General features: G+C 68.4%; 16 protein-coding genes. 13 read left to right on the top strand and 3 right to left on the bottom strand.

Annotated elements, in window-relative coordinates; all coding sequences use genetic code 11:
- The first annotated feature begins 34 nt into the window (after positions 1-34).
- From ABH936_RS12270 to ABH936_RS12225, 10 genes are all read left to right on the top strand, one after another.
- The gene (locus ABH936_RS12270; protein WP_404603373.1) at positions 35-2,137 is read left to right on the top strand and encodes a hypothetical protein; all 2,103 of its coding nucleotides are present in this window, start codon (positions 35-37) and stop codon (positions 2,135-2,137) included.
- 535 nt (positions 2,138-2,672) lie between these two features.
- Entirely contained in the window at positions 2,673-4,253 is a 1,581-nt protein-coding gene (locus tag ABH936_RS12265; RefSeq protein WP_404603417.1) for a type I restriction-modification system subunit M, read from the top strand.
- Positions 4,250-5,347: a restriction endonuclease subunit S gene (locus ABH936_RS12260; protein WP_404603372.1), complete on the top strand. Its 1,098-nt coding sequence runs from the start codon at positions 4,250-4,252 to the stop codon at positions 5,345-5,347. The genes ABH936_RS12265 and ABH936_RS12260 overlap by 4 nt, the downstream gene beginning before the upstream one ends.
- Before the next feature lie 9 nt (positions 5,348-5,356).
- Positions 5,357-8,551: a type I restriction endonuclease subunit R gene (locus ABH936_RS12255; RefSeq protein ID WP_404603371.1), complete on the top strand. Its 3,195-nt coding sequence runs from the start codon at positions 5,357-5,359 to the stop codon at positions 8,549-8,551.
- Positions 8,548-9,621 carry a Swt1 family HEPN domain-containing protein gene (locus tag ABH936_RS12250; RefSeq protein ID WP_143181183.1) on the top strand — a complete coding sequence of 358 codons (1,074 nt, stop codon included), beginning with the start codon at positions 8,548-8,550 and terminating at the stop codon, positions 9,619-9,621. Before ABH936_RS12255 ends, ABH936_RS12250 begins: the two co-directional genes overlap by 4 nt.
- A gap of 111 nt (positions 9,622-9,732) precedes the next feature.
- Complete coding sequence (locus tag ABH936_RS12245) at positions 9,733-10,146, top strand: hypothetical protein (protein WP_131940348.1); 414 nt, start codon at positions 9,733-9,735, stop codon at positions 10,144-10,146.
- A gap of 47 nt (positions 10,147-10,193) precedes the next feature.
- Positions 10,194-10,571: a helix-turn-helix transcriptional regulator gene (locus ABH936_RS12240; RefSeq protein ID WP_074039599.1), complete on the top strand. Its 378-nt coding sequence runs from the start codon at positions 10,194-10,196 to the stop codon at positions 10,569-10,571.
- A gap of 2 nt (positions 10,572-10,573) precedes the next feature.
- Positions 10,574-10,969 carry a hypothetical protein gene (locus tag ABH936_RS12235; RefSeq protein ID WP_074039600.1) on the top strand — a complete coding sequence of 132 codons (396 nt, stop codon included), beginning with the start codon at positions 10,574-10,576 and terminating at the stop codon, positions 10,967-10,969.
- 229 nt (positions 10,970-11,198) lie between these two features.
- On the top strand, positions 11,199-11,615 hold the full coding sequence (locus tag ABH936_RS12230; RefSeq protein ID WP_038566536.1) for an ATP-binding protein: 417 nt from the start codon (positions 11,199-11,201) through the stop codon (positions 11,613-11,615).
- Between the two features lie 214 nt (positions 11,616-11,829).
- A complete protein-coding gene (locus tag ABH936_RS12225; RefSeq protein ID WP_038566538.1) occupies positions 11,830-12,723 on the top strand; it encodes a DUF5926 family protein in 894 nt (297 codons plus the stop codon).
- A 363-nt stretch (positions 12,724-13,086) separates the two neighbouring features.
- Here the strand turns inward: ABH936_RS12225 and ABH936_RS12220 are convergent, their stop codons facing one another.
- Positions 13,087-15,312 carry a hypothetical protein gene (locus ABH936_RS12220; protein WP_404603370.1) on the bottom strand — a complete coding sequence of 742 codons (2,226 nt, stop codon included), beginning with the start codon at positions 15,310-15,312 and terminating at the stop codon, positions 13,087-13,089.
- A 58-nt stretch (positions 15,313-15,370) separates the two neighbouring features.
- Here ABH936_RS12220 and ABH936_RS12215 point away from each other — a divergent pair, with 58 nt between their 5' ends.
- The 3 genes from ABH936_RS12215 to pheA are packed head-to-tail and all read left to right on the top strand — an operon-like array spanning position 15,371 to position 17,590.
- On the top strand, positions 15,371-15,997 hold the full coding sequence (locus tag ABH936_RS12215; protein ID WP_006946987.1) for a TMEM165/GDT1 family protein: 627 nt from the start codon (positions 15,371-15,373) through the stop codon (positions 15,995-15,997).
- Between the two features lie 31 nt (positions 15,998-16,028).
- Positions 16,029-16,463, top strand: coding sequence for a DUF4446 family protein (locus tag ABH936_RS12210; RefSeq protein WP_006947023.1), 435 nt, complete (start codon positions 16,029-16,031; stop codon positions 16,461-16,463).
- Positions 16,460-17,590 (top strand): prephenate dehydratase, encoded by a 1,131-nt coding sequence (pheA, locus tag ABH936_RS12205; RefSeq protein WP_404603369.1) that lies wholly within the window; start codon positions 16,460-16,462, stop codon positions 17,588-17,590. Before ABH936_RS12210 ends, pheA begins: the two co-directional genes overlap by 4 nt.
- A 57-nt stretch (positions 17,591-17,647) precedes the next feature.
- On the opposite strand, the gene ABH936_RS12200 is transcribed toward pheA, so the two are convergent.
- Both ABH936_RS12200 and ABH936_RS12195 read right to left on the bottom strand, forming a co-directional pair.
- Positions 17,648-19,063 (bottom strand): hypothetical protein, encoded by a 1,416-nt coding sequence (locus ABH936_RS12200; RefSeq protein ID WP_006947029.1) that lies wholly within the window; start codon positions 19,061-19,063, stop codon positions 17,648-17,650.
- A gap of 143 nt (positions 19,064-19,206) precedes the next feature.
- A complete protein-coding gene (locus tag ABH936_RS12195) occupies positions 19,207-20,607 on the bottom strand; it encodes a hypothetical protein (protein WP_006947102.1) in 1,401 nt (466 codons plus the stop codon).
- Positions 20,608-20,805: the final 198 nt, after the last annotated feature.

Genomic DNA, 20,805 nt, shown 5'->3' with positions numbered 1-20,805 from the left:
GAGAACCGCCCGAGACCCACGAGAGGAGCCATCGATGCCTGACACCCTGACGATGCAACAGGTGGCCGACCTCGCGGGCGTCCGACGAGCCGTCGTGTCGATGTGGCGATCGCGCTACCCCACGACCGAGGGCGGGTTTCCCGCCCCTGTCGACGCACGGTCGCTCACGTTCAGCGCCGACGCGGTCGGAGAATGGCTCACTCGCACGGGCCGTGGCAACAACCCGGACGCGGCTGTCGATGCGGCGCTCCATTCGTCCCGTTTCGCGACGATCCGTGAGCATCTCGACGCCGCGTCGAGCCTGCTGCTCCTGCAGGCCCTCACCAGCGAACTCCTCGCCGACCTCGACGCGGAGACGGCGCTCGACGCCATTCTGGATGCGCAGCTGCCGGCGTTGCTCCCGCCGCGCGAGATGCTCGCGGCTCTCGATGACGCAGCCCTCGTCGCCGACGTCGACACGCTCGCCGAAGCCGGCTACGGCGGTGAACGCGTGTTGTGGCGGCTCGTCGCGGCGGAGCACGCACGGGGCGGAGCCTTCGCGGAGCACTCGCTCACGGTCGACGCCGCCGCGATGTTCACGTCGCTGCTGCGTGCGGTGGCGACGGCTGACCATCACGTCGTCCTTCACGGACAGGGCGCGCTGGCGCTGCTGACGCAGGTCGCGGCGGACATCCCCGCCGACGGAACGTCATCCCTCGGCCAGGGCACCATGCCGCTCAACGCCGGGCTGAGTGTGCGCGAGAAAGGCGCCGAGGTGCCACCGGCCCGGGCCTCGGCTGCGTCACGCCTGGCTCTACGCGCCTTCGCCGCGCGCGGAATCGAGACGACGGGCACCGACGCAGGCGACAACCTCCACGTCATCGTCGAGAACCGCTCCGACGCGCATGCTGCCATCACGCTGTTCGAGAAGGTTCGCGCCGTCTCCCATGACCTTGCAGATCGCGACGTGGCCTTCGTCCTCGCCCCCGCCGAGCTTCTCGTCGGCACCCTCGGCGAGGGATCGAACCTCGACGAAGCCCGCCGCGGGTGCTTCAACATCAGCCAGGCCCAGAGGGCGGTGTCACGTCATCGTCAGGAGCAACGAGCCGGCCTCGCGCCGGATTACACGCTGCCGCTACGCTACGTCGCCACGCTGCCGAAGGGGATGCTGCGCGCGACGGGTCGCCGCCGCCTCGCACTGTGGGCACTGGCCCCGAACATCGACGACACGCGCCCGGCTTTCACGACGTACGGCGACCACGCGAACCACGCGTTCGGCCCTGGTGAGTGCGATGCTCTTGCTGCTGATGTCGCCGCCGCCTGTTCGGGTGATCGCGCGACGCACGCGTTCTTGCGGGCGCGTCATCGCGCGACGTACAACCTGCTCGACGAGCCGTCGCTCGTCATTCCGCCCGGCGTGCGCGAGCCGCGTGACGGCGGTGAGGTGCTCGCCCAGGCATGGGGTCACGAAAGCCGCGCCGGCGCGCCGTTGGCGCCGGGCGTCGACCTCGTCTCCGCGGGGTTGGTTGCCGCCCAGGCGCCCAAGGCCTGGGCTGACATCGTCAGCACGTGGGCGAGCGTGCGTCGCGGCCACCGCGTGCCGGACGAGATCACCGCGGCGACGCGAGGCGCGCTCGTCGACGTCATCGGAGCTGACGAGGTGCGGGGCCTGGGCGCGGTCGGTGCGCGGCGCGTGGATCGTCTCGAGGTCGAGCGTGTCGTGCCGCAGGTGCGCTACACCGAACCGGGGGACGTCGTATTCGTCGCCGTCGAGCGGCCGGCCGCGATCGTCGACGAGCGGGGCGGAAGTGTCGTGCAGACGCCGGCACGCATCCTGCGACCTCGAAGTGGCGCGCCCGACGGTTTGCGCCTGATCTCGGCGCAGGCTGCGCTCGACATCAATGCTCAGCGCGGCGTCGACACCGCCGGTTGGCACCTGCATCTCACGCCGGCCGAGCAGGCTGACGCAGCGCAGCGTGTCGCGACGACGGTGGCCGCGCGTCGGCGGGCCTTGCTCGACCAGGTCACAGCGCTCGACGCGTACGAATCGACGGTTCTTACCGGCATCGCCGAGGGCGTCTTGCGCGCCGAGATCTCGTCCACGCGTCCTATGCATGACATGCACGAAGAAGCGGCATCGAGGGGCGGCGCCGCATGACCGTCCGTGATTGGCAGTGGCAGGGGCAACTGTCCACCTGCCTTGTAAACAGGTGGTTGTGGAACACCTATGAGGTCGGCGTTTCGACCTACGGAGCAACAGTCCGTCGATGGCCGCAGGCAGAAACGCCGCGAGTAACGGGACTTGAACCCGCGACTCGAGCGGCGCGTTTTCTGCAACCGGGAGCAATGTCGTGTGATCAGTTTGGAAGACTGATCGTCCGATCCGCGCGACCGCCACTGCAGTGGCTCGTCCCAGCGAGGCCACAACACCGATGTAAAGGGACTCGAAGCCTTGACATCGATGGTAGGCCCCAGGCATGCCCCCACTCTGCCGAGCAGCGCGTGTCCTCCTGTCGCCGCAGGGGATGGCCACATCAGCAACAAGGACTCGAACCTCGTCGGTGCGTCCCCGATCCCGCCACATCCATCTGCCGTGAAACGACGCTCACACGTCTCGACGCGGCACCGAAGACTCGAAGCTCGTACCTGCAAGGAGAGACCCCGTGACCCCACCCAAGGCCAAGGCTGCCGCGATGGCGCCGTCGTCGAAGAAGGAACTGCACGACACGCTGTGGAAGGCCGCGGACAAGCTGCGCGGCTCGATGAGCGCGAACCAGTACAAGGATGTCGTGCTCGGCATCGTCTTCCTCAAGTACGTCTCGGATGCGTTCGAGGAGCGCCGCGAGCAGATCCGTGAGGAGCTGGCGGGTGAGGCGGAGAACTTCGTCAGCGACACGCTCGAAGACCCCGACGAATACGTCGGCAACGGCGTGTTCTGGGTGCCGACGAACGCGCGCTGGAGCTTCATCGCACGTCACGCCAAGGGCATGGAGGCTGCGGGCGGGCAGGAGAGCAAAAGCGTCGGCAAGATCATCGACGAGGCCATGGCGACGCTGATGAAGCAGAACGAGTCGCTGCAGGGCACGCTGCCGACGATCTTCGGGCGCGACAACATCGACCAGCGTCGCCTCGGTGAACTGATCGACCTGTTCAACTCGGTGCGCTTCACCGGCGAGGGCGCAACGAAGGCGCGCGATCTGCTCGGTGAGGTGTACGAGTACTTCCTCGAGAAGTTCGCGAAGGCGGAGGGCAAGCGCGGCGGCGAGTTCTTCACCCCGCCGGTGCTCGTGCGCACGCTCGTCGAGATCCTCGAACCGCACTCGGGGCGCGTGTACGACCCGGCGTGCGGCTCGGGCGGCATGTTCGTGCAGGCCGAGAAGTTCCTCGAGCGGCACAAGGAGGATCGCGACGCGATCGTCGTCTACGGCCAGGAGAGCATCGAGGAGACGTGGCGCCTGGCGAAGATGAACCTCGCCATCCACGGCATCGACTCCCAGGGCCTCGGCCCGCGTTGGGGTGACACGTTCGCGCGCGACATCCACCCCGGTGTCGTCGCCGACTACGCGATGGCGAACCCGCCGTTCAACCAGAAGGAATGGGCGCGCAACACCGAAGACGCCCGCTGGAAGTACGGGGTGCCGCCCGCGCGGAACGCGAACTACGGATGGATGCAGCACATCCTGAGCAAGCTCGCGCCGCACGGTGAGGCGGCCGTCGTCATGGCGAACGGCACGATGGCGTCGAACAGCGGCGGCGAGGGCGACATCCGCAAGGCGATGCTCGAGGACGACGTCGTCTCGTGCATGATCGCGATGCCCGGCAACCTCTTCCGCGGCACGGCGATTCCGGTGTGCGTGTGGTTCTTCGCGAAGGACAAGAAGGCCGGTACTGCCGGCGCGAACGATCGTCGCAAGCAGGTGCTGTTCATCGATGCCCGCGAAGTCGGCCACATGGTCGACCGGGTGGAGCGCACGTTCTCCGACGACGACATCGCGCGCATCGCCAACACGTTCCGCACCTGGCGCGGCCGCGCATCGGCAGACGGCGAGTACGAGGACGTGCCCGGTTTCTGCAAGAGCGCGACACTCGACGAGATCCGCGCCGCCGACTACGCGTTGACGCCCGGGCGGTACGTGGGTGCCGCTGCGGCGGAAGAAGATTCCGAACCCATCGACGAGAAGATCGCGCGTCTGACGAAGGAGCTGACGGCGGCGCTCGACGAATCGGCACGCCTCGACGCCGTCGTGCGTGAGCAGTTGGGGAGGCTGGCATGAGCAGCGCATGGCCCACTAAATCGCTTGGTGATGTGGTCGGCCTCCGCCGTGGATTCGATCTTCCGAACTCCTCGCGTGTGGATGGGCCCTACCCGATCATTTCTGCTGGCGCCCAGGTCGGCACTCACCACGAGGCGAAGGTGCGTGGACCGGGGTTTGCAGTTGGGCGGGCAACGAACCTGGGTGTTCCCCAATGGAGCGATACCGACTTTTGGCCACTGAACACAACGCTTTATGCGGCAGACCACAGAGGTAATGACCCTAGGTGGCTTTATCGGCTCTTTCAGGTTCTCGACCTCACCGGGTTCGACTCTGGCAGTGTCCAGCCGATGCTCAATCGAAACTACATTGCCCAAGTGCCAGTGTCGGTGCCCACTCTGCCGGAGCAGCAGCGCATCGCCGAGGTGCTGGGGGCGCTGGACGACAAGATCGCCGCCAACGGACACATGATGAACGCCGCTGATGATCTTATCCGCGCCAGCTACACGCAACTGTCGTCCAGTGGAAATGTCGTTCTTGGCGACATTGCCCGCTCGGTACGGCAGCAAGTAGGTGTTACCGATATTGCGGCGAACGCGGTTTACGTGGGCCTTGAGCACTTCGACCGGGAGCGGCTGTGGCTACAACGTTTCGGTGTAGGTGGCGATGTCACGTCTGCCAAGAACATCTTCGAGGCCGGAGATGCGCTTTTCGGCAAGCTTCGTCCGTACTTTCACAAGGTCGGGGTCGCTCCTACGAACGGGGTGTGCTCCACTGACGTCCTCGTCATCCGCGCCCTGGAGAGGATGAATCGGTGGCTGGTTGCGGCTGCGTCGAGCAGCACCGAGGCAATCGCCCGTGCGGTGCAGAACTCCAATGGAACGCGTATGCCGAGGGCAAAGTGGGAGGACATTGCAGATCTGGTTGTACCTGATCCTGGATCCCGTGAAGCGATGGCGTTCGAGGGGCTGGCCGAGTCATTGGGGAAGCGTTGTTTTGCAGCTGTTGCCGCAAACGAGACCCTCGCGAAAACTCGCGATGAGCTGTTGCCGCTGCTCATGTCGGGCAGGATCACCGTGAAGGATGCGGAGAAGCGTGTGGAAGGGGTGGTGTGAGTGCCGGTCATGAGTGAGGCCGATTGGGAGCAGCTCGTGCTCGACGAGCTGGCCGATCTGGAGTGGCAGCCGAAGCACGGCAAGGAGCTGGCGCCCGGCTCGAAGCAGCGCGAGTCGTGGGCCGACGTCATCTTGCACGGCACACTGAGCCAGAAGCTGCGCGACCTCAACCCCGGGGTGCCCGAGGAGTACCTGCAGCAGGCGAAGGCGGAGGTGCTCGCGCCGCAGTCGCAGGACGCGCTGGCGGAGAACAAGCGCCTGCACGACATCCTCATCCGCGGCTACACGGGCATCACGTACGTCGACGACGAGGGTCGCGAGCAGAGCCCGACGATCCACTTCATGGCGCACGGCGACGTCGCGAAGAACGCCTACTTCGCGGTGCAGCAGGTCACGATCCGCAGCCGTGAGCGCGAGCGTCGCTTCGACGTCGTCCTCTACGTCAACGGCCTGCCGCTCGTCATCGTCGAACTCAAGCAGGCCGCCGCGAAGAACGCGACGGTCGAGGGCGCCTACAACCAGTTGCAGACGTACCTGCGCGAGTTTCCGATGGCGTTCCGGTTCTGCGCGTTCGTCGTCGCGAGCGACGGCATCAGCGCGAAGTACGGCACGCCGTGGACGCCGTACAACCACTTCGCGCCGTGGAACGTCGACGAAGAGGGCCACCTCATGGAGTTCGGCGAGACCGACCTCGACGGGGAGGCGACGACCGAACTCGACCTCACACTGACGGGCCTGTTCAACATCGACCGGTTCGGGCAGATCATGCGCGACTTCATCGCGTTCGATCAATCCGAAGAGGGCTTCGGAAAGCGCATCGCCAAACCCCACCAGTACTTCGCCGTGACGAAAGCCGTCGCGTCCACCATCAACGCCGTCGACAGTGACGGCCGCGCCGGCGTCGTCTGGCACACGCAGGGCTCCGGTAAGTCGATGGAGATGGAGCTCTACACAGCCAAGGTGATGCGCCATCAGCGCCTCGCGAACCCGACGGTCGTCGTCATCACCGACCGTCAAGAACTCGACACCCAGCTCTTCGACGGGTTCCGGGTGAGCGCCCTGCTGCCGGAGGAACCGAGGCAGGTGGCCTCGCGCGACGAGCTACGGCGCCTGCTCAGCGAACAGCTGACGGGCGGCATCTACTTCACGACGTTGCAGAAGTTCGGCCTCACCCAGAGCGAACGCGAAGCGGGCGCCGACCATCCGCTGCTGTCGGATCGGCGCAACATCATCGTCATGGCCGACGAGGCGCACCGGAGCCACTACGACACCCTCGACGGGTACGCACGTCACCTCAAGATGGCGTTGCCGAACGCGACGCTCATCGCGTTCACCGGTACCCCCATCGCCGAAGGTGAGCGCGACACGCGGCGCGTGTTCGGCGACGACATCGACGTCTACGACCTGCTGCGAGCCGTCAAGGACGGCGCGACCGTGCCGGTCGCGTTCGAGCAGCGCCTCATCCAGGTGCAACGCGTCGACGGCTTCGGCGATGAAGACATCGACGAGCGCGCCGAGGAGGCGTCCGCCGGTCTCGACGACGCCGACAAGGCCCGCCTGCAGCAGAGCATCGCGAAGCTCGACACGATCTACGGATCCGACGAGCGCCTGACGACGTTGGCGCAGGATTTCGTCGCGCACTGGGAGACGCGCCGCGAGCTGATGACGCCCTTCATCGGTGGGCACGGCAAGGCGATGATCGTCTGCGCCACACGACGCACCGCGGCGCGGCTGTACGCGAAGATCATCGAGCTGCGGCCCGAGTGGCACGACGACGCCGACGACAAGGGCGTCATCAAGGTCGTCTACAACGCGGCCCCGAGCGACGCCGCGGAAGTCACCGCGCACCTGCGACGGCCGAGTGCGACGGCCGCCGTGAAGAAGCGGATGAAGCAGGCGGACGACCCGCTCGAGATCGTCATCGTCAAGGACATGATGCTCACCGGGTTCGACGCGCCCGCGCTGCACACGATCTACATCGACCGGTCGCTCAAGGGTGCCCTGCTCATGCAGACGCTTGCGCGCGTCAACCGGACGTACCGCGGCAAGACCGACGGCCTGCTCGTCGCGTACGCGCCGCTCGTCGACAACCTGTCGAAGGCTCTCGGGGAGTACACGCGGGATGCCAACGCGAACGGTGAGAAGGTCGTCGGGCAGACGGCCGAGGAAGCGGCGACGATCGTCTTCGACCTCGTCGGATCGGTCGAGGAGGTCATCGCCTCCACCGGCGTCGACTGGCGGGCGATGACAAAGGCCCCCGGGCCGGGTGCGTGGCGTGATGCGACGCTCGCCGTCACGAACGCGCTGCGTTCGCCGCTGACACCGGGCAACACCGAGCCCGACGACCCCGAGGCGCGCCCGATCGGCGAGAAGTTCCGCGTGCTGAGCGCCAAGCTCGCTCGCGCGTGGGCGCTGGCTGCCGGCAACCCGGGGGTGGAGGAGGTGCAGCCGCAGGTGCGCTTCTTCGAGGAGGTGCGCGGCTGGATGGCGAAACGTGACGCTGCCGAGCGCGTGGCGCGGGGTGAGCCGATTCCCGAGGACATCCGCCTCCAGCTCGGGGCGCTCGTCGTCGAGTCGACGGAGGCGACGGGCGTCGTCGACATCTATCGCGCGGCCGGTCTGGACCTACCGACGCTGATGGACCTGTCGCCCACGTGGATCGAGGGGGCCTCCCAGCCCGACCGGGCGCAGGCGGCGATCGAGGCGTTGAAGGCGCAGCTGTTGACGGACGCGCGCAAGGCGACGTCGGGTAACGAGGTGCGTTCGAAGCTGTTCTCCGAGCGCGTCAACGAGCTGATGTTCAAGTACACGAACCAGCAGCTGACGTCGGCCGAAGTCATCGCCGAGTTGGTCGAACTGGCGAAGGAAGCGGCGGCCGAGGGGCGTCGTGGTGAGCGGTTCTCCCCGCCGCTCGAGCACGACGAACTGGCGTTCTACGACGTGGTGGCCGAGAACGAAGCTGCCGTCAATGTCATGGGCGACGACGTGCTCGCCCAGATCGCGCGTGATCTCGTGGCTGCCATGCGACGCGACACGCGCATCGACTGGACGGTGCGCGAAGACGTTCGCGCCAAGCTACGCACCACCATCCGACGGCTGCTGCGCAAGTACGGCTACCCGCCGGACGAGCAGCCCGAAGCGATCGTGAGGGTCATGCAGCAGATGGAAACCCTCGCGCCGAAGTATGCGGAGGACACGCGATGAGTGACCCAGTGCAGACGAGGCACGAGGTCCGCCGGGCTCTCGACGCTCTCGAAGAAAGACTCGAGCCGCTGATCGACGCGCGTCTTCGTGAGTTCCTCCACGGTCTGGAATGGACGGAGATTCTCCGAGCCCTCGACGAATCCCGGGGGCGTGCACGCGGCCAGTACTCGCGAAACGACCTAGCCGCGCAGTTGCGCATGCTCACCGAGAGACTGGGTGAACTCGGCTACCCATTTGACTACGACCCGCGACATCCCCGACGCGTCTCGTCCCTCGGCACCCAGCTGCGACAGCTCCGGAACACGGAAAGACACAACGACGTTCTCGAACCCCACGACGCATGGCGCGCCGGTGACCATGCTGCGCAACTCCTCGATGCGCTGGGAGACGTTGAAGGGGCGCGCCGTCTCGCTGCGATTCGTGACGACGTTGGACGCGCACTGTACGGGGGTGGGCAGCCCATGCCAGCGCGGCGCGAGCTTATGCCCGCGGAGGACATCGACGGGGCCGTCACGCCGGAGGTCCCCATCCCCGCCATCCCCGCAGTGCTGGACGGTGCCCCACTCGGCGACGAACGGCTGGCATACGAACCGTGGCACCCCGTCATCCTCGGGGAGCGTTCGGACATCGAGAACTTGAAACGGGACGCTTGCCGTCAACGTGTGCAAGGCACGCTGAAGATCATCGTAGAGACAGAAGGGCCGGTGTCGACGGAACGGCTGGCGCGGCTTACTGCCGCAGCCTTCGAGCGTCGCATCTCACCTGCCCTGCGGCGGAGCCTGATGCGCCAGATCAAGCAGCTCCCGGGCGACATCGACAGTGATGGCTTCATCTGGCCGGTGGATATCAAGCTCGCGGAGTGGACGCAATTCCGGCCCGGGCCCCGGACAAAACCGGAGGATCTGTGTCCACGCGAAGTAGCGAACGCATTGCGCTACTGGACCGACCAGCTCGGCGCTCCGGCGTCAGCCCCCGAAGTCCAGGCCGCCACGCTCGCCACGTTCGGCCGCCAGCGGCGTACCGCTTCGGTTCGTGAGGTGCTGAACCGCGCTGAGGCCCTACTCGAGTGAGCGTTGAGCGTTGTCGGTGGCGAGTGGCACTCTCGGGATCATGATGAGTGAAGGTGCCGGATGAGGCTGGCGTGGCCGCCCGGAGTCCGGTCGACGCGTGACGGCGCCGCGATGTGGGTGACGCCGGATGTTGCTCGAGCAGACCCTGGCCTGCGCGAGATGCTGGCGTCCCTGCCGCCGGCGGTTCGCGCCGACCTGCGCGCTCAGATCAAGCGCAAGCGCGACCGGGCGCTGGAAGGCACATTGCAGTTCTGTCCCTGCGGCCCGTCGCAGAGGGGATGCGCGCACGACGTCAAACAATCCGTGCGGCGGCCACTCGTGCTCGAGATGCGGTGGAAGAACGTCATCGACGAGGACGGTGCTCACCTGGCAGCCCGGCTGTATTTCACCGAGCCCGAGCACCTCGATGAGCTCACCTTTTTGACGTTCCGGGCCAAGTACCCCGACACAGCAGGGTGGCGCGCAGCCCAGAACGGGCACATGGACGAGGCTGAGGCGGTGCGCCTCGCGCATTTCAGTTCATGAGTCATACTGGGGGTATATGACTCTGAGTGCATACGTGGGGGTGTGTGATGGATTTTCTCGATGACATCTTCGGGCCCGAGACAGACGAGGATCGTCTCGCCGAGCGCAACCTCGTGCACGAGGAGGAGTGGCTGAGCCGCCTCGTCGAGCTGCGCAAGGGGAAGAATCTCTCCCAAGGTGACGTGGGCGAACGCATGGGGATCTCGCAGAGCGGTGTCGCGCGCATCGAAGCAGGAAACCGCGATCTCCACCTGTCATCGCTGCGTCGCTATGCCATCGCCGTGGGCGCAGAGGTGCGACACGTCGTCAACCCTGCCCGCCCGACGTTGACCGTCGACATCGAGCCCGAAGATGTCGCTCCGGTGGTGGGAGTGCCTCGCGCGCGACGCGATGCCCGCACCATGATCTTCGCCGTGGGTGGCTGACCGTGCTGATCGCCGGGGTCGACGTGGAGCTGCGAGCGGTGACGGTGTTGAGCACCAGCGCGGCTGTGAAAGCTGACGACGAGCTACCCGAGTGGGCTCCTCTCGCGGGCAAGATGAGTGCGAGTTTCGACGCGGCCCACTTCGAGAAGGCGGCCCGGGTTCGTATCGACATCACCGCCACCGGGGACGACGGCATGTGCGCCGTTCGCGCTGAGCTTCTGTGTGAGTTCGCAGTGCCGAATGATGAGAGTTTCGCTCGGGATTGGCCCGAATCCGACGCTCACGGAGCCCTGGATGCCGTGTGGCCCCACGCCCGCGGAGCCCTGCAGGCGGCAGCATTCAGCATCGACCAGCGCCTGCCTCTTCGGCGACTGCCTCCCGAACCGCACAGCCACTGACACCGAGGCCGGGATGCCAGCTCCATCCCCGGCCGGTGTGTCACGTCGAGCGAAATGGGTGAATCCGAGCGCTCTGCCGCTCGAAGTCACCCATTTCGCTCGGATCCGTCGCGGCGCACCTGTGGGCCCGCGCACCCAACCCCACGCCCGTTGCGATGTGTGGCAAGGTTGAACGAACGCTGAACACCACCCCGCCCCGCGAGGTCCGACCGCACGAGGTAGCCACGACATGTCGAGCGACGCCCGCGTCCGCACCGTCCGCCTGGACTGGACGCTCGAATCGGTCCCCAGCATCCGCCGCACCATCGTCGACGACCTCTCCGACGGCGAGATCAGCGACGAAGTCATCGGCGAATGCGAGATCGTCGTCAGCGAACTCGTCACCAACGCCATCCGCCACGCCAAGCCCCTGCCCGACGGCAGCATCCGCGTGCACTGGAAGGTGCGCGCCCCGCGCGTCGAGATCGAAGTGACCGACGGCGGCGGCGAAGACATCCCCATGCCCAAACCCAAGAGCGAATGGGTCAACTCTGGCCGCGGCCTGCGCATCGTCCGCTCCCTCGCCCACGAATGGGGCGTCAGCGACGAACGCAACGGCCGCACGGTGTGGGCCAGTTTGGGCGGGCCATCGCGTCGGCGCGCCTGACCTCGCACGCTCGGGCAGGCCGCCTCCGCGGCGGCCCGCCCAAACATTCCTCTGCGCGTCTTGCGGCGCATCGGCCTCGCACGCTCGGCAGATGCACTCGCTGCGACACGCGTGTGGCCCCAGCCGACGCCGCGCGCCAGACGACATTCCACTACCGCAGCGAGATGACGCATCGCGCCGCCGTGGGCACGCGACATCACTAGACTCATCGACCATGGGTAAGGCTTCACGCCGCAAGGGCAAAGAGAACAAGCGTCCGCTCGATCCGTCGCACATGCCGGCGCCGTTCGTCGCGCGTCCATTCGAGGGCCTCACAGGTGAGACGGACTGGGTGGCGATGCGCGAGATCGTCCCGTCGGCGACGGCGAAGGTCACCTTCGAGGTCGACGGGCAGGAGCACGAGGCGGTCATCGCGACGATCCTGCCGATGGCGTGGCCCGGACTGCGTCGCGAGGACGGCGACATGATGGTGGCGCTGCAGACGGGCGGTGGATCCGGCGATGCGAGCCGCGACCTCGCCGCGCAGCTCATCGCCGTCACGCAGCTCGAGAATGGCCAGCCGCTGCCCGCACCGCCGCGCGTCAGCGCTGCGACGCCGCGCCTGCAAGACATCATCACGAGCACGACGTTCGAACCGACCGTCCACGAGACGTTCGACTTCTGGATCCCCGAAGAGCACGAGATCGGCGAAGAGGCCTCCGTCTCGATGGAGGACGCCAACGAGTCGATCGCTCCGACTGCGCCGATCGACGGCGTCGACTCCGCCTACTGGTGCCTCATCGGCGATCGCGCCTTCATCCGCTGGGTGCTGCCGCACGACGAGAACAAGGCCACCGACGCGCTCGCCCGCCTGTCCGCATCCGGCAAGGCGCGCATGCCGGAGAACGACGACGAAGGCCGCCTCCTCGGCGCGTTCCGTGCGTGCGGCGTGCTGACGCCCGTCTGGGAGGTCGCGACCGACCGCCTGCCCGAGCAGCAGGCCGCACCGATGGCCGAACTCGCCAAGGCCTTCGACGACGCGTTCGCCTCGCTCGAGACCGAGCCGCTCACCGCCGACGAACGTCGCGCCCGCAACGGCATCGTCTCGCGGCAGATCACGCTGCGCTGACGCCCGCCGTCAGGTCGCACTGAGCTCGGCTCTCACCGTCAGATCTGGTGAGTCAGGGCTCAGCGTAGGGCGTCTGCCGCGTCGACTCCGTCGCCAGGCGCTCACCTTGCCGGAACTCTCCGTGAGGCCCCCACATCGTCAGGTGCGGGGGCCTCACGCGTGTCGCTGCCGGGGCGTCGTCTGACGGAAGGGGCCGAGCGCAGCGCGCGTCCGACGTCGGTTCCACGTCGGCGACGGTGTGAAGAGAGCAGTGGAAAGGGCTCGAAGCCCGCGGCAGCCTGTGCACTTCTGCGATTTTCGTCCACCTTCGCCTGCCCGCAACGTCCGTTGGATGTGGACGTAAATCGCAGATGGGTACGGCCGTCAACCCTTCACGGCAGGCACGCGAGGGGCTTCGCTCGTGCGTGGCGATCCGAGGCGCGCCGCGACGATGACGAGCAGCGGCATGATGACGAGCGCCCCGGCGGGCGGGATCGAGGTTCCCGAGTCGTTGGCGAGGAATCCGGCGGCGAGCATGATCGTGATGGCGATGAGGCCGTGCCGCATCATGGGCACGCGCACGAGCAGTGGCTTGAGGAAGCGCCCGGGCCCGTCGGGAAACGCGAGCACGACGATGCACGCGACGAGCCAGATCGGCACGAACCAGTAGAACCAATGGGTGTTGAGCATGTGCCAGTTTGCGTACAGCACCCGCCTGATCGGGTTGACCTGCCCGTCGCCGACGAGGCCGGCGAAGATGTCGCCCAGGTGTGTGCGCGCACTCTCGCCGCGCAGGTAGTCGAGCCAGCCGATGACGAAGACGAACGCAGCACCGCCCAACGCGGCGAGCAGCAGTCGCGTCAGCGTGATCCGCCACCCGCGAGCACGCATCGCCAGGTAGATGATGGCGGGCACGAACGCTGCCGAGCCGCCACCCTCGTTGCCCCACTGCGGCACCCCGTTGACGAGGATGGCGGGCACGCCGATCGCGAGCACCGTCAGCAATGCGAGCCGCGGCCGTTTCATCGCGCGATAACGCCCCGCGAGCATCGCCGCGACGAACAGGCATGACGTCATGAACAGCGCGTATCCGACGTTGCCCATCCCGAAGAATCGGCCGCCGTACACCGGCTGCAGCCCGAGCACGCTGACGAGTTGCAGCGGCGAACCCTGCACCGCGTCCATCGCGAGCACCAGCGCGGTGCAGGAGGCGACGAAGACGGCAGGGCCGGGCGTCCAGCGATGCCACGGCCCGAGCAGTGCGAGCGTCGCGATGACGACGATGATGACGACGACGCACCCGCCGAGCCACGCCAACGCATGGTCGTGGAGGTACCAGGCGTAGAGGTTCGCCAGGAAGGTTGCCGCCGGCACCGCACCGAGCAGCGCACCCGTCGTAGCCCACCAACCGCGCGCCACCCGCAGCCGGCGCGTCATGACGGCGCGGGCCGCGGCGTCGCCGTCAGCCGCGTCGCGTCCTCGCCATGGCCACCACGCCACACCAGGACGTGGGCCCGCACCGACGCCCGCGTCGTTGCCGTCGGCCACGGCACGTCCGCTCCAGGGCCACCAGCGCGCGCGGACCGACAGCCACGCCCCGATGGTGACGGCGAGCGCGCCGAGGGCCGCGACCCAAACGAAGAACGGCCCGACGAGGTTGCGCTCGGTGCGCAGCAGGGTCTGGGTGTTGCGCACCGAGCGCAGTGCGGCGGGCGTCGAGACGGGTTCGATCGACAGGGGGCGCCCCTCGCCGAGCACCGGCGGGCGGGGGGTGCGTTCGAGGACGAACGCGGAGATATCCGTCGTCGTGACGATCCCGCGCTGACGCGTCTGGCGTGAGCGCAGCATGCCCGAGCCGACCGTCGGCCCGTCGAGCATGATCGCGCGGGGCGACTCGGGACGTTCGTCATCGGTGAGGCCGGTGACGAGGACGGTCGTGTCGATGGGTGCCGCGTCGAGCACCTGACGCAGTTGCGCGTCGCTGCGCCCCTCGAGCGAGACGTACGTGACGGGGCACGCCGCGAGGTCAGCGCCGGAGATTCTCGGCCAGTAGTGCGAGACGACGCCCTGACGGTTCGCCGCACCGAGCGTCGCCCGTTCTCCGACGGCGCTGACGCACTGGCCGTCCTTCTCCAGTGTCGAGGTGACGAGCCCCATGCGTGAGGGGATGTTGCGTTTCAGCGCGTCCTTGGCCCACGTGCTCCACTGCGGGTAGCGGTAGGTGTGGTGCGTCGCGTCGTACTCGCCTTTCACCGGGGGCGGGCAGAAGTCGTTCGTGCCGGACGCTGCCGCCATCGGCGGGCTGTAGCCGAGCGGGGTGCGTGTACCGGAGCCCAGCGTCACCCATGCCGCGTCGCTGCACGAGTGGTCGCTGATGACGCGGACGAGCTGGTTGCCGACGGCGGCGTGCTGCGACATGTCCCACAGCGTCGGTGTCGTGTCGGGGTTGATGTCGCTCCATGTCAGCCCCGGCATGCCGACGACGACGAGGTTGCCCGGCAGCGCGCGATGCGTGGGGGAGGTGTCGGACTTGGCGACGGAGATGCCAACGGCGAGCGCCGCGAACGTCACGGCGGCGACGAGAGCAGTCACGAGCCACCGACGGAACACCGCTCAAGCGTAGTCGCTGATCCTGGATCCTCGCTGCGACCCGGTAGGCTCGTGGCCCGTGGATCTCGCTCTCGCCCTGACCGTCTTCGCGACGCTGTTCCTCGTCGAACTCCCTGACAAGACCTTCATCGCGACGCTCGTGCTCGCCACCAAGTATCGGCCGCTGTACGTGTGGATCGGCGTCGCGTCCGCGTTCGCGGTGCAGACGGTCGTCGCCGTATTGTTCGGCCGCGCCCTCACCCTGCTGCCGGAGAAGCCGGTGCACGCCGTCGTCGCGCTGCTGTTCCTCGTCGCCGGTTTCGTGCTGATCAAGGGCGCGAAGGAGGCCGATGAGGGTGAGGCGGAGGCCGAGGAGGAGTTCGGTGCCAAGGCCAAGCCGGCCGAGGGGCTCAAGGCGATCGGGGCGAGCTTCCTCATCCTGTTCCTCGCCGAGTGGGGCGACCTGAGCCAGCTCGCGACCGCCGGTTTCGTCGCGCGTGGCGGCAACCCCTGGCTCGTCGGCCTGTCGGCGTTCCTCGCGCTCGCCCTGGTCTCGGCGCTGGGCGCCGTCGCCGGAAAGGCGCTGCTCAAGCGGCTCAGCCTCTCCGCCATCCGCACCGCCGGTGGCGTCGTGTGCCTGCTGTTCGCGGCGCTCATGGTGGCCGCCCTCGCCGGCGTCGAATTCCCGGCCTGGGTGCCGGTCTGATCGACCACGCCCGGTTGCATAGGCTGACGTCGTGATCGCCGTCGCTCTCGCCGTCGCAGTGTGTGCTCTCCTGCTCGCCGGGTGGGCGCTCGTGCAGGCGCGCGCGAGCGAGGCCCGCCTCGCGTCCATCATCGGTGACGACGACGGCGGCCCGCGGCAGCTGGCGCGCGAGATCGCCTCCGCCCGAACCGAACTCGCCGCAGCCCGTGCCGATTCGCGACGCGCGCTCAAGCACGTCGCCGTCGTCCGCTACGACGCGTTCGGCGACATGGCGGGTCAGCTGTCGTTCTCGGCGGCCCTCGTCGATGACGCCGGTGACGGGCTCGTCATCTCGTCGATCCACGGGCGCGCCGAGTCACGCACGTACGCCAAGAGTGTCGAAGCAGGCGCGAGCTCGAGCGAGCTCACGCCCGAGGAGAAGCAGGCGGTCGCCGCGGCGCGCGCCGGTGAGGGGAATGCCCGATGACGCACGACGAACCGACCTACGGCTACCTCGGCCCCGCCGGCACGTTCACGCAGGCTGCGCTGCGGGGGTGGCTCGAGCAGCAGACGCGTGACGTCGCCGCAGCGGTGCGTCCCGCCAGTGACGAGGGGGCGGCCGCGACCGCGCCTGCCGCGGGTGCTTCGACCCCAGGTGAGGCGAGTTCGCACCCGCACCAGACTCCCAGCTCGTCCGGCGCCCCGACCACGACGGACGGCCTCGTCGCGGCTGCCCTGGAACGTTCGGTCCCGTTCGCGACCGTCCCGGCAGCGCTCGACGCGGTGCGTTCGGGTGGCGTCGACGGCGTCATGGTGCCGATCGAGAACAGCGTCGAAGGTGGCGTGAGCTCCACGCTGGACGCCCTCAACGCGGGAGCCGGCGCCCCCACGGACTCGCAGTTGCTGCTCGTCGGTGAGGTGCTCGTGCCGATCACGTTCGTCCTCGCGGCCCGCCCGGGCACGCGCGCCGAGCAGATCACGGGCGTCGGGTCGCACTCGCACGCGTGGCCGCAGGTGCGCGGCTGGATGGCGTCGAACCTGCCACAGGCGACCTACGTGCCGACGCTGTCGACGGCCGCCGCCGCGCAGAGCCTCGCCGATGACGCCGCCGAGAACTTCCAGGCGGCCGTGTGCGCGCCGATGGCCGCCGACGTCTTCGGCCTCGAGACCCTTGCCACGCACATCGGCGACAACGCGGGCGCCGTCACCCGATTCGTCCTCGTGACGAAGGCCCGCGACGCCGCGGGCCGCCCCCGCACCCCCGCGCCGACGGGCCACGACAAGACGACGCTCGTGCTCTACCAGCACGCCGACCGCGCCGGTGGGCTGCTCGAGCTGCTCGAGCAGTTCGCGACGCGTGGCATCAGCATGTCGCGCCTCGAATCGCGCCCGACGGGCGAGGCGATGGGCAGCTACTGCTTCTCGCTCGACATCGAGGGGCACATCGCGTCCGAACGTGTCGGGGAGGCGCTCATGGGGCTCAAGCGCGTCGCCGCCGACGTGCGTTATCTCGGCTCATACGCGCGCGCCGACAAGCGTCCCGTCGACGTCTCCCCCGAGACGAGCGACGAGGCCTTCGCGGGCGCCCGCGCCTGGCTGCACGCGCTGCGCTGAGGGCCGGCCGCCTGAACGGGGTCTCCTCGTCGCAGGGCGCCGCGCGTCAGTCGCCCGTCAGTGCCGCGTGCGGTGACGCGACTCGACGAACGGCGCGTCGTGGTCGGCGAGCCAGCGCAGCACCTGCGGTGCGACCTGCGGTTCGGTGCGCGCGAGTCGCTCGTGCAGTTCGGTGAGGTTGAGGCGCACGCCCAGCTCGTCGAGCGTGTGCAGGATCGTCAGCGTCATCTCGAACACCAGCGCCCAGCGGTCCTCGGCCTCGGGCGTGAAGGCGTAGTCAATGCGTCGGATGCGCGGGTTGTCCTGCATGCGCTCGAACCGAGCGTCGAGTTCGGCGCGCGTCGCGCTCGTGCGGGCGACGGCGGCGTCGAGCTCCTCCGGAGAGACGGGGTCGAGGCGGCCCGCCGGGTGCTCGGCGGCGTGACGCAGGGACGCATCGTCCTCGCGCACGTAGAAGTGCAGCAGCTGGCTCGTCGCGCGGCCCTGCGCGTCGCCGAACGGCGCATGGTCGTTCGCCGGCGGAACGACGGCGCCGTGGTGCGTCCACACGCGACGCAGCGGGGTCGCGGCGTAGAGCAAGTTGTCATGGATGTCGGCGCGCAGCGGTTCCGCCGCATAGGGGTCGCACACGAGCTCGCGGGCGAGCTCACGCGTCGTCGTGAAGCCGTAGCCGAGCACCATCGCGATGAGGTCGCCGACTTCGTCGGGCCACGGCGTCGTCGTGACGGACGTGATGGCGATGGCGGGCAGGCCGGCGTGGGGGCGATGCACCTCGCTCGTGCGCGGGCAGCCGACGTGCTGCACGGCCCAGGCGGCGTAGGCGTCGGGGTTGGGCTGCAGGCTCGTGTCGGCGAAGCGCGGTGCGCGTCGGCTGCGGACGGCGAACGCGTCGTGCAGCGCGTCGTGGACGAGGGGGTACTGGTTCGGTTGCGGCGCGGTGGCCTCGGCGCCCTGTGCGCGTAGGTCGATGCGGTCGGAGACGTGCATCGGGTAGCCGCGCGGGCCCTCGAAGACGGGCAGGACGGCGGCGCCGAGCCCCGACGCGGTGGCCGTGCGCACGACGTTGACGGCGCCCTCGTCAGCAGTGATCGCCGTCAGGGTGCTCTGGGCCTCGGCGATCTTGGCGCGCACCGTCTGCAGCCGGTAGGCCGCTTCGATGAGCTCGGGGTTCTCGGGGGCGGGGTCGAGGATGCCCATGACGCGCGGCAGGTGCGTCGGGTCGTAGATCGCGCGGCCGGTGGGGTCGCTGCTCATGCCGAGGATGCGTCCGATGACCTTGAGCGTCATCAGGGGCGGTGACGTCGAGTGCCGCCAGCGCTTGATGATCTGCTCGTCGACGGGTGCGCTCAGACCGCTGGAGGACAGGTCTGCGTTGATCGCCTCGGCGAGCGCCTTGTTCGTGAAGCGGCGCAGTTCCATCCAGTGCTTGAGTTCGCTGCGGAAGATCTCCCAGCTGGAGTCGTGCGCTGCCATCGTCGGTGGTCCCCTCGTGAGCGTGCCCGTGTCCGACGCGGGCGCATGCCGTGGCTTCCGGCCGGTGTAGGAAGGCGCGGCTCGCTTCGCCGCCCACTAAGTCGGTTGTCCGACCTGTGGGCAGAAATTGTCGCCGACCCTCGTCAGACCCTAGTCGACCAGGACGAGAATTTCGGGTTGACCAGAGGGCACTCGTGGTCGGCCAGCCACCGCAGCAAGGAGTGGGCGATGTCCGGTTCGTCTCGCAGCAACCGATCATGCACGGCGTCGAGGCCGTCGGTGCGCTCGACGCCGAGCTCGGCGAGAAAGCGCGTCGCGGCCAGCGCCGCGCCGAGGGCGTTCTCCCACCGCTGCGCCGACGTCTCGGCGAACGGTGTCGGCACGAGCAGGGTGCGTCGTCGCACGTGGGCGAGCGCGCCGCTGTGCAGGCGGGCCTCGACGGTGGACGCGGTGGTCTCCGCCAGCGTCAGAGCCTCCTCGGCGCTCATGCCGAGCTGCCCGCCGAGCCATTCGGACGTCCACTCGATGAGCCGGTGATCCTCGACGAGTCGGATGTGCACGAGGCCGGGCGAGCCGGTTCCGTCGGCTGCGGCCCACGGCGAGTTCGGGTTGTCCTCGGGCACCATGACGCTGTGGTGTGACCACACGTGGTGCGACGGCGGGCGCGCGACGAACTGATCGTGCACCTCGCTGCGCAGCGCGTCCGTCGCGATCGGGTTGCGCGTCAGCTCACGCGCGATCTCGCGGGTGGAGACGAAGCCGTAGCCGAGCAGCCACGCGATGATGCCGCCCACGTCGTCCGCCCACGCACTCGTCGTCGAGGCGGTGACGGCGATCGCCGGCGCGGCGGGGTGGATGGCCTTGCCGTTGCGCATCGAGGGGCGGCCAATGAGCTGGATCGCCCAGTGCGATTGTTCAGCCAGATCATCAGGCTGGGTGCTGAATCGTGGATGGCGGGTGCCCGGTACGGCGGCGTTGGCGACGAGCGCGGCGAGCATCTCGTCGTTCTCCTCGACGGCAGGGATGTCGTCGCGCGGGGTACGGAAGTCGATGCGGTCGGCGACGTGCATCGGATAGCCGACCGGCCCCTCCCAGACGGGGAAGACGGCCGCGGCGTACCCATACGAAAGCGCCGTCTGGACGAGCTGGCCGGCGCCGGTTCGCGCGGCGTGGCGGCTCAGCTGGCCGCGCACCTCACTGAGGCGCAGGCGAAGCTCCTGCAGGCGCAGGCTCGTGTCGAGAAGTTCCTGGGCCGGCGCGGCGGGCGCGAGCAGGCCCATGCGACGCAGGATGAACGCGGGATCGTAGGGAGCCTGACCGCTCGGATCGTCGCTCATCGAGAGCAGGGAGGCGATGTGACGCACGGCTTCGAGGGGCGGTGACGTGGAGTGGCGCCATCGCTTGACGACGTGCTCGTCGAACGGCTGGTCGACGGAGAGTTCGTTGAGGCGAGCGGCGAGGGCCCTGCTCGTCATCCCCCGAAGCTCCATCCAGTGGCGGAACTCCTCGCGGAACGCCTCCCACCCGGCGTCATGGCTGGCCATGCAGCAGCTCCTCGTTCTCGGTTGCGCTTCCCCCGTGCGCGGCGCCGTGGCGGTTCGCGCGGGCTGTCGTCCGCCACCACCCGGTCGGACGTCAGACCCACTAGGGGCCTGACCCCGGTTCTTGGACACGCTGAATCCAGCACCTGGTGCTGGGGAAGCGAGATGATCGAAGAACCATGGCCAGGAAGAACTACTCCG

It is taken from the genome of Dermacoccus sp. GAS27A, assembly GCF_044909235.1.
Taxonomy (GTDB): domain Bacteria; phylum Actinomycetota; class Actinomycetes; order Actinomycetales; family Dermatophilaceae; genus Dermacoccus; species Dermacoccus nishinomiyaensis.
The sequence above is the reverse complement of the archived record's forward strand: the minus strand, read 5'-3'. Positions and strand labels throughout refer to the sequence as shown.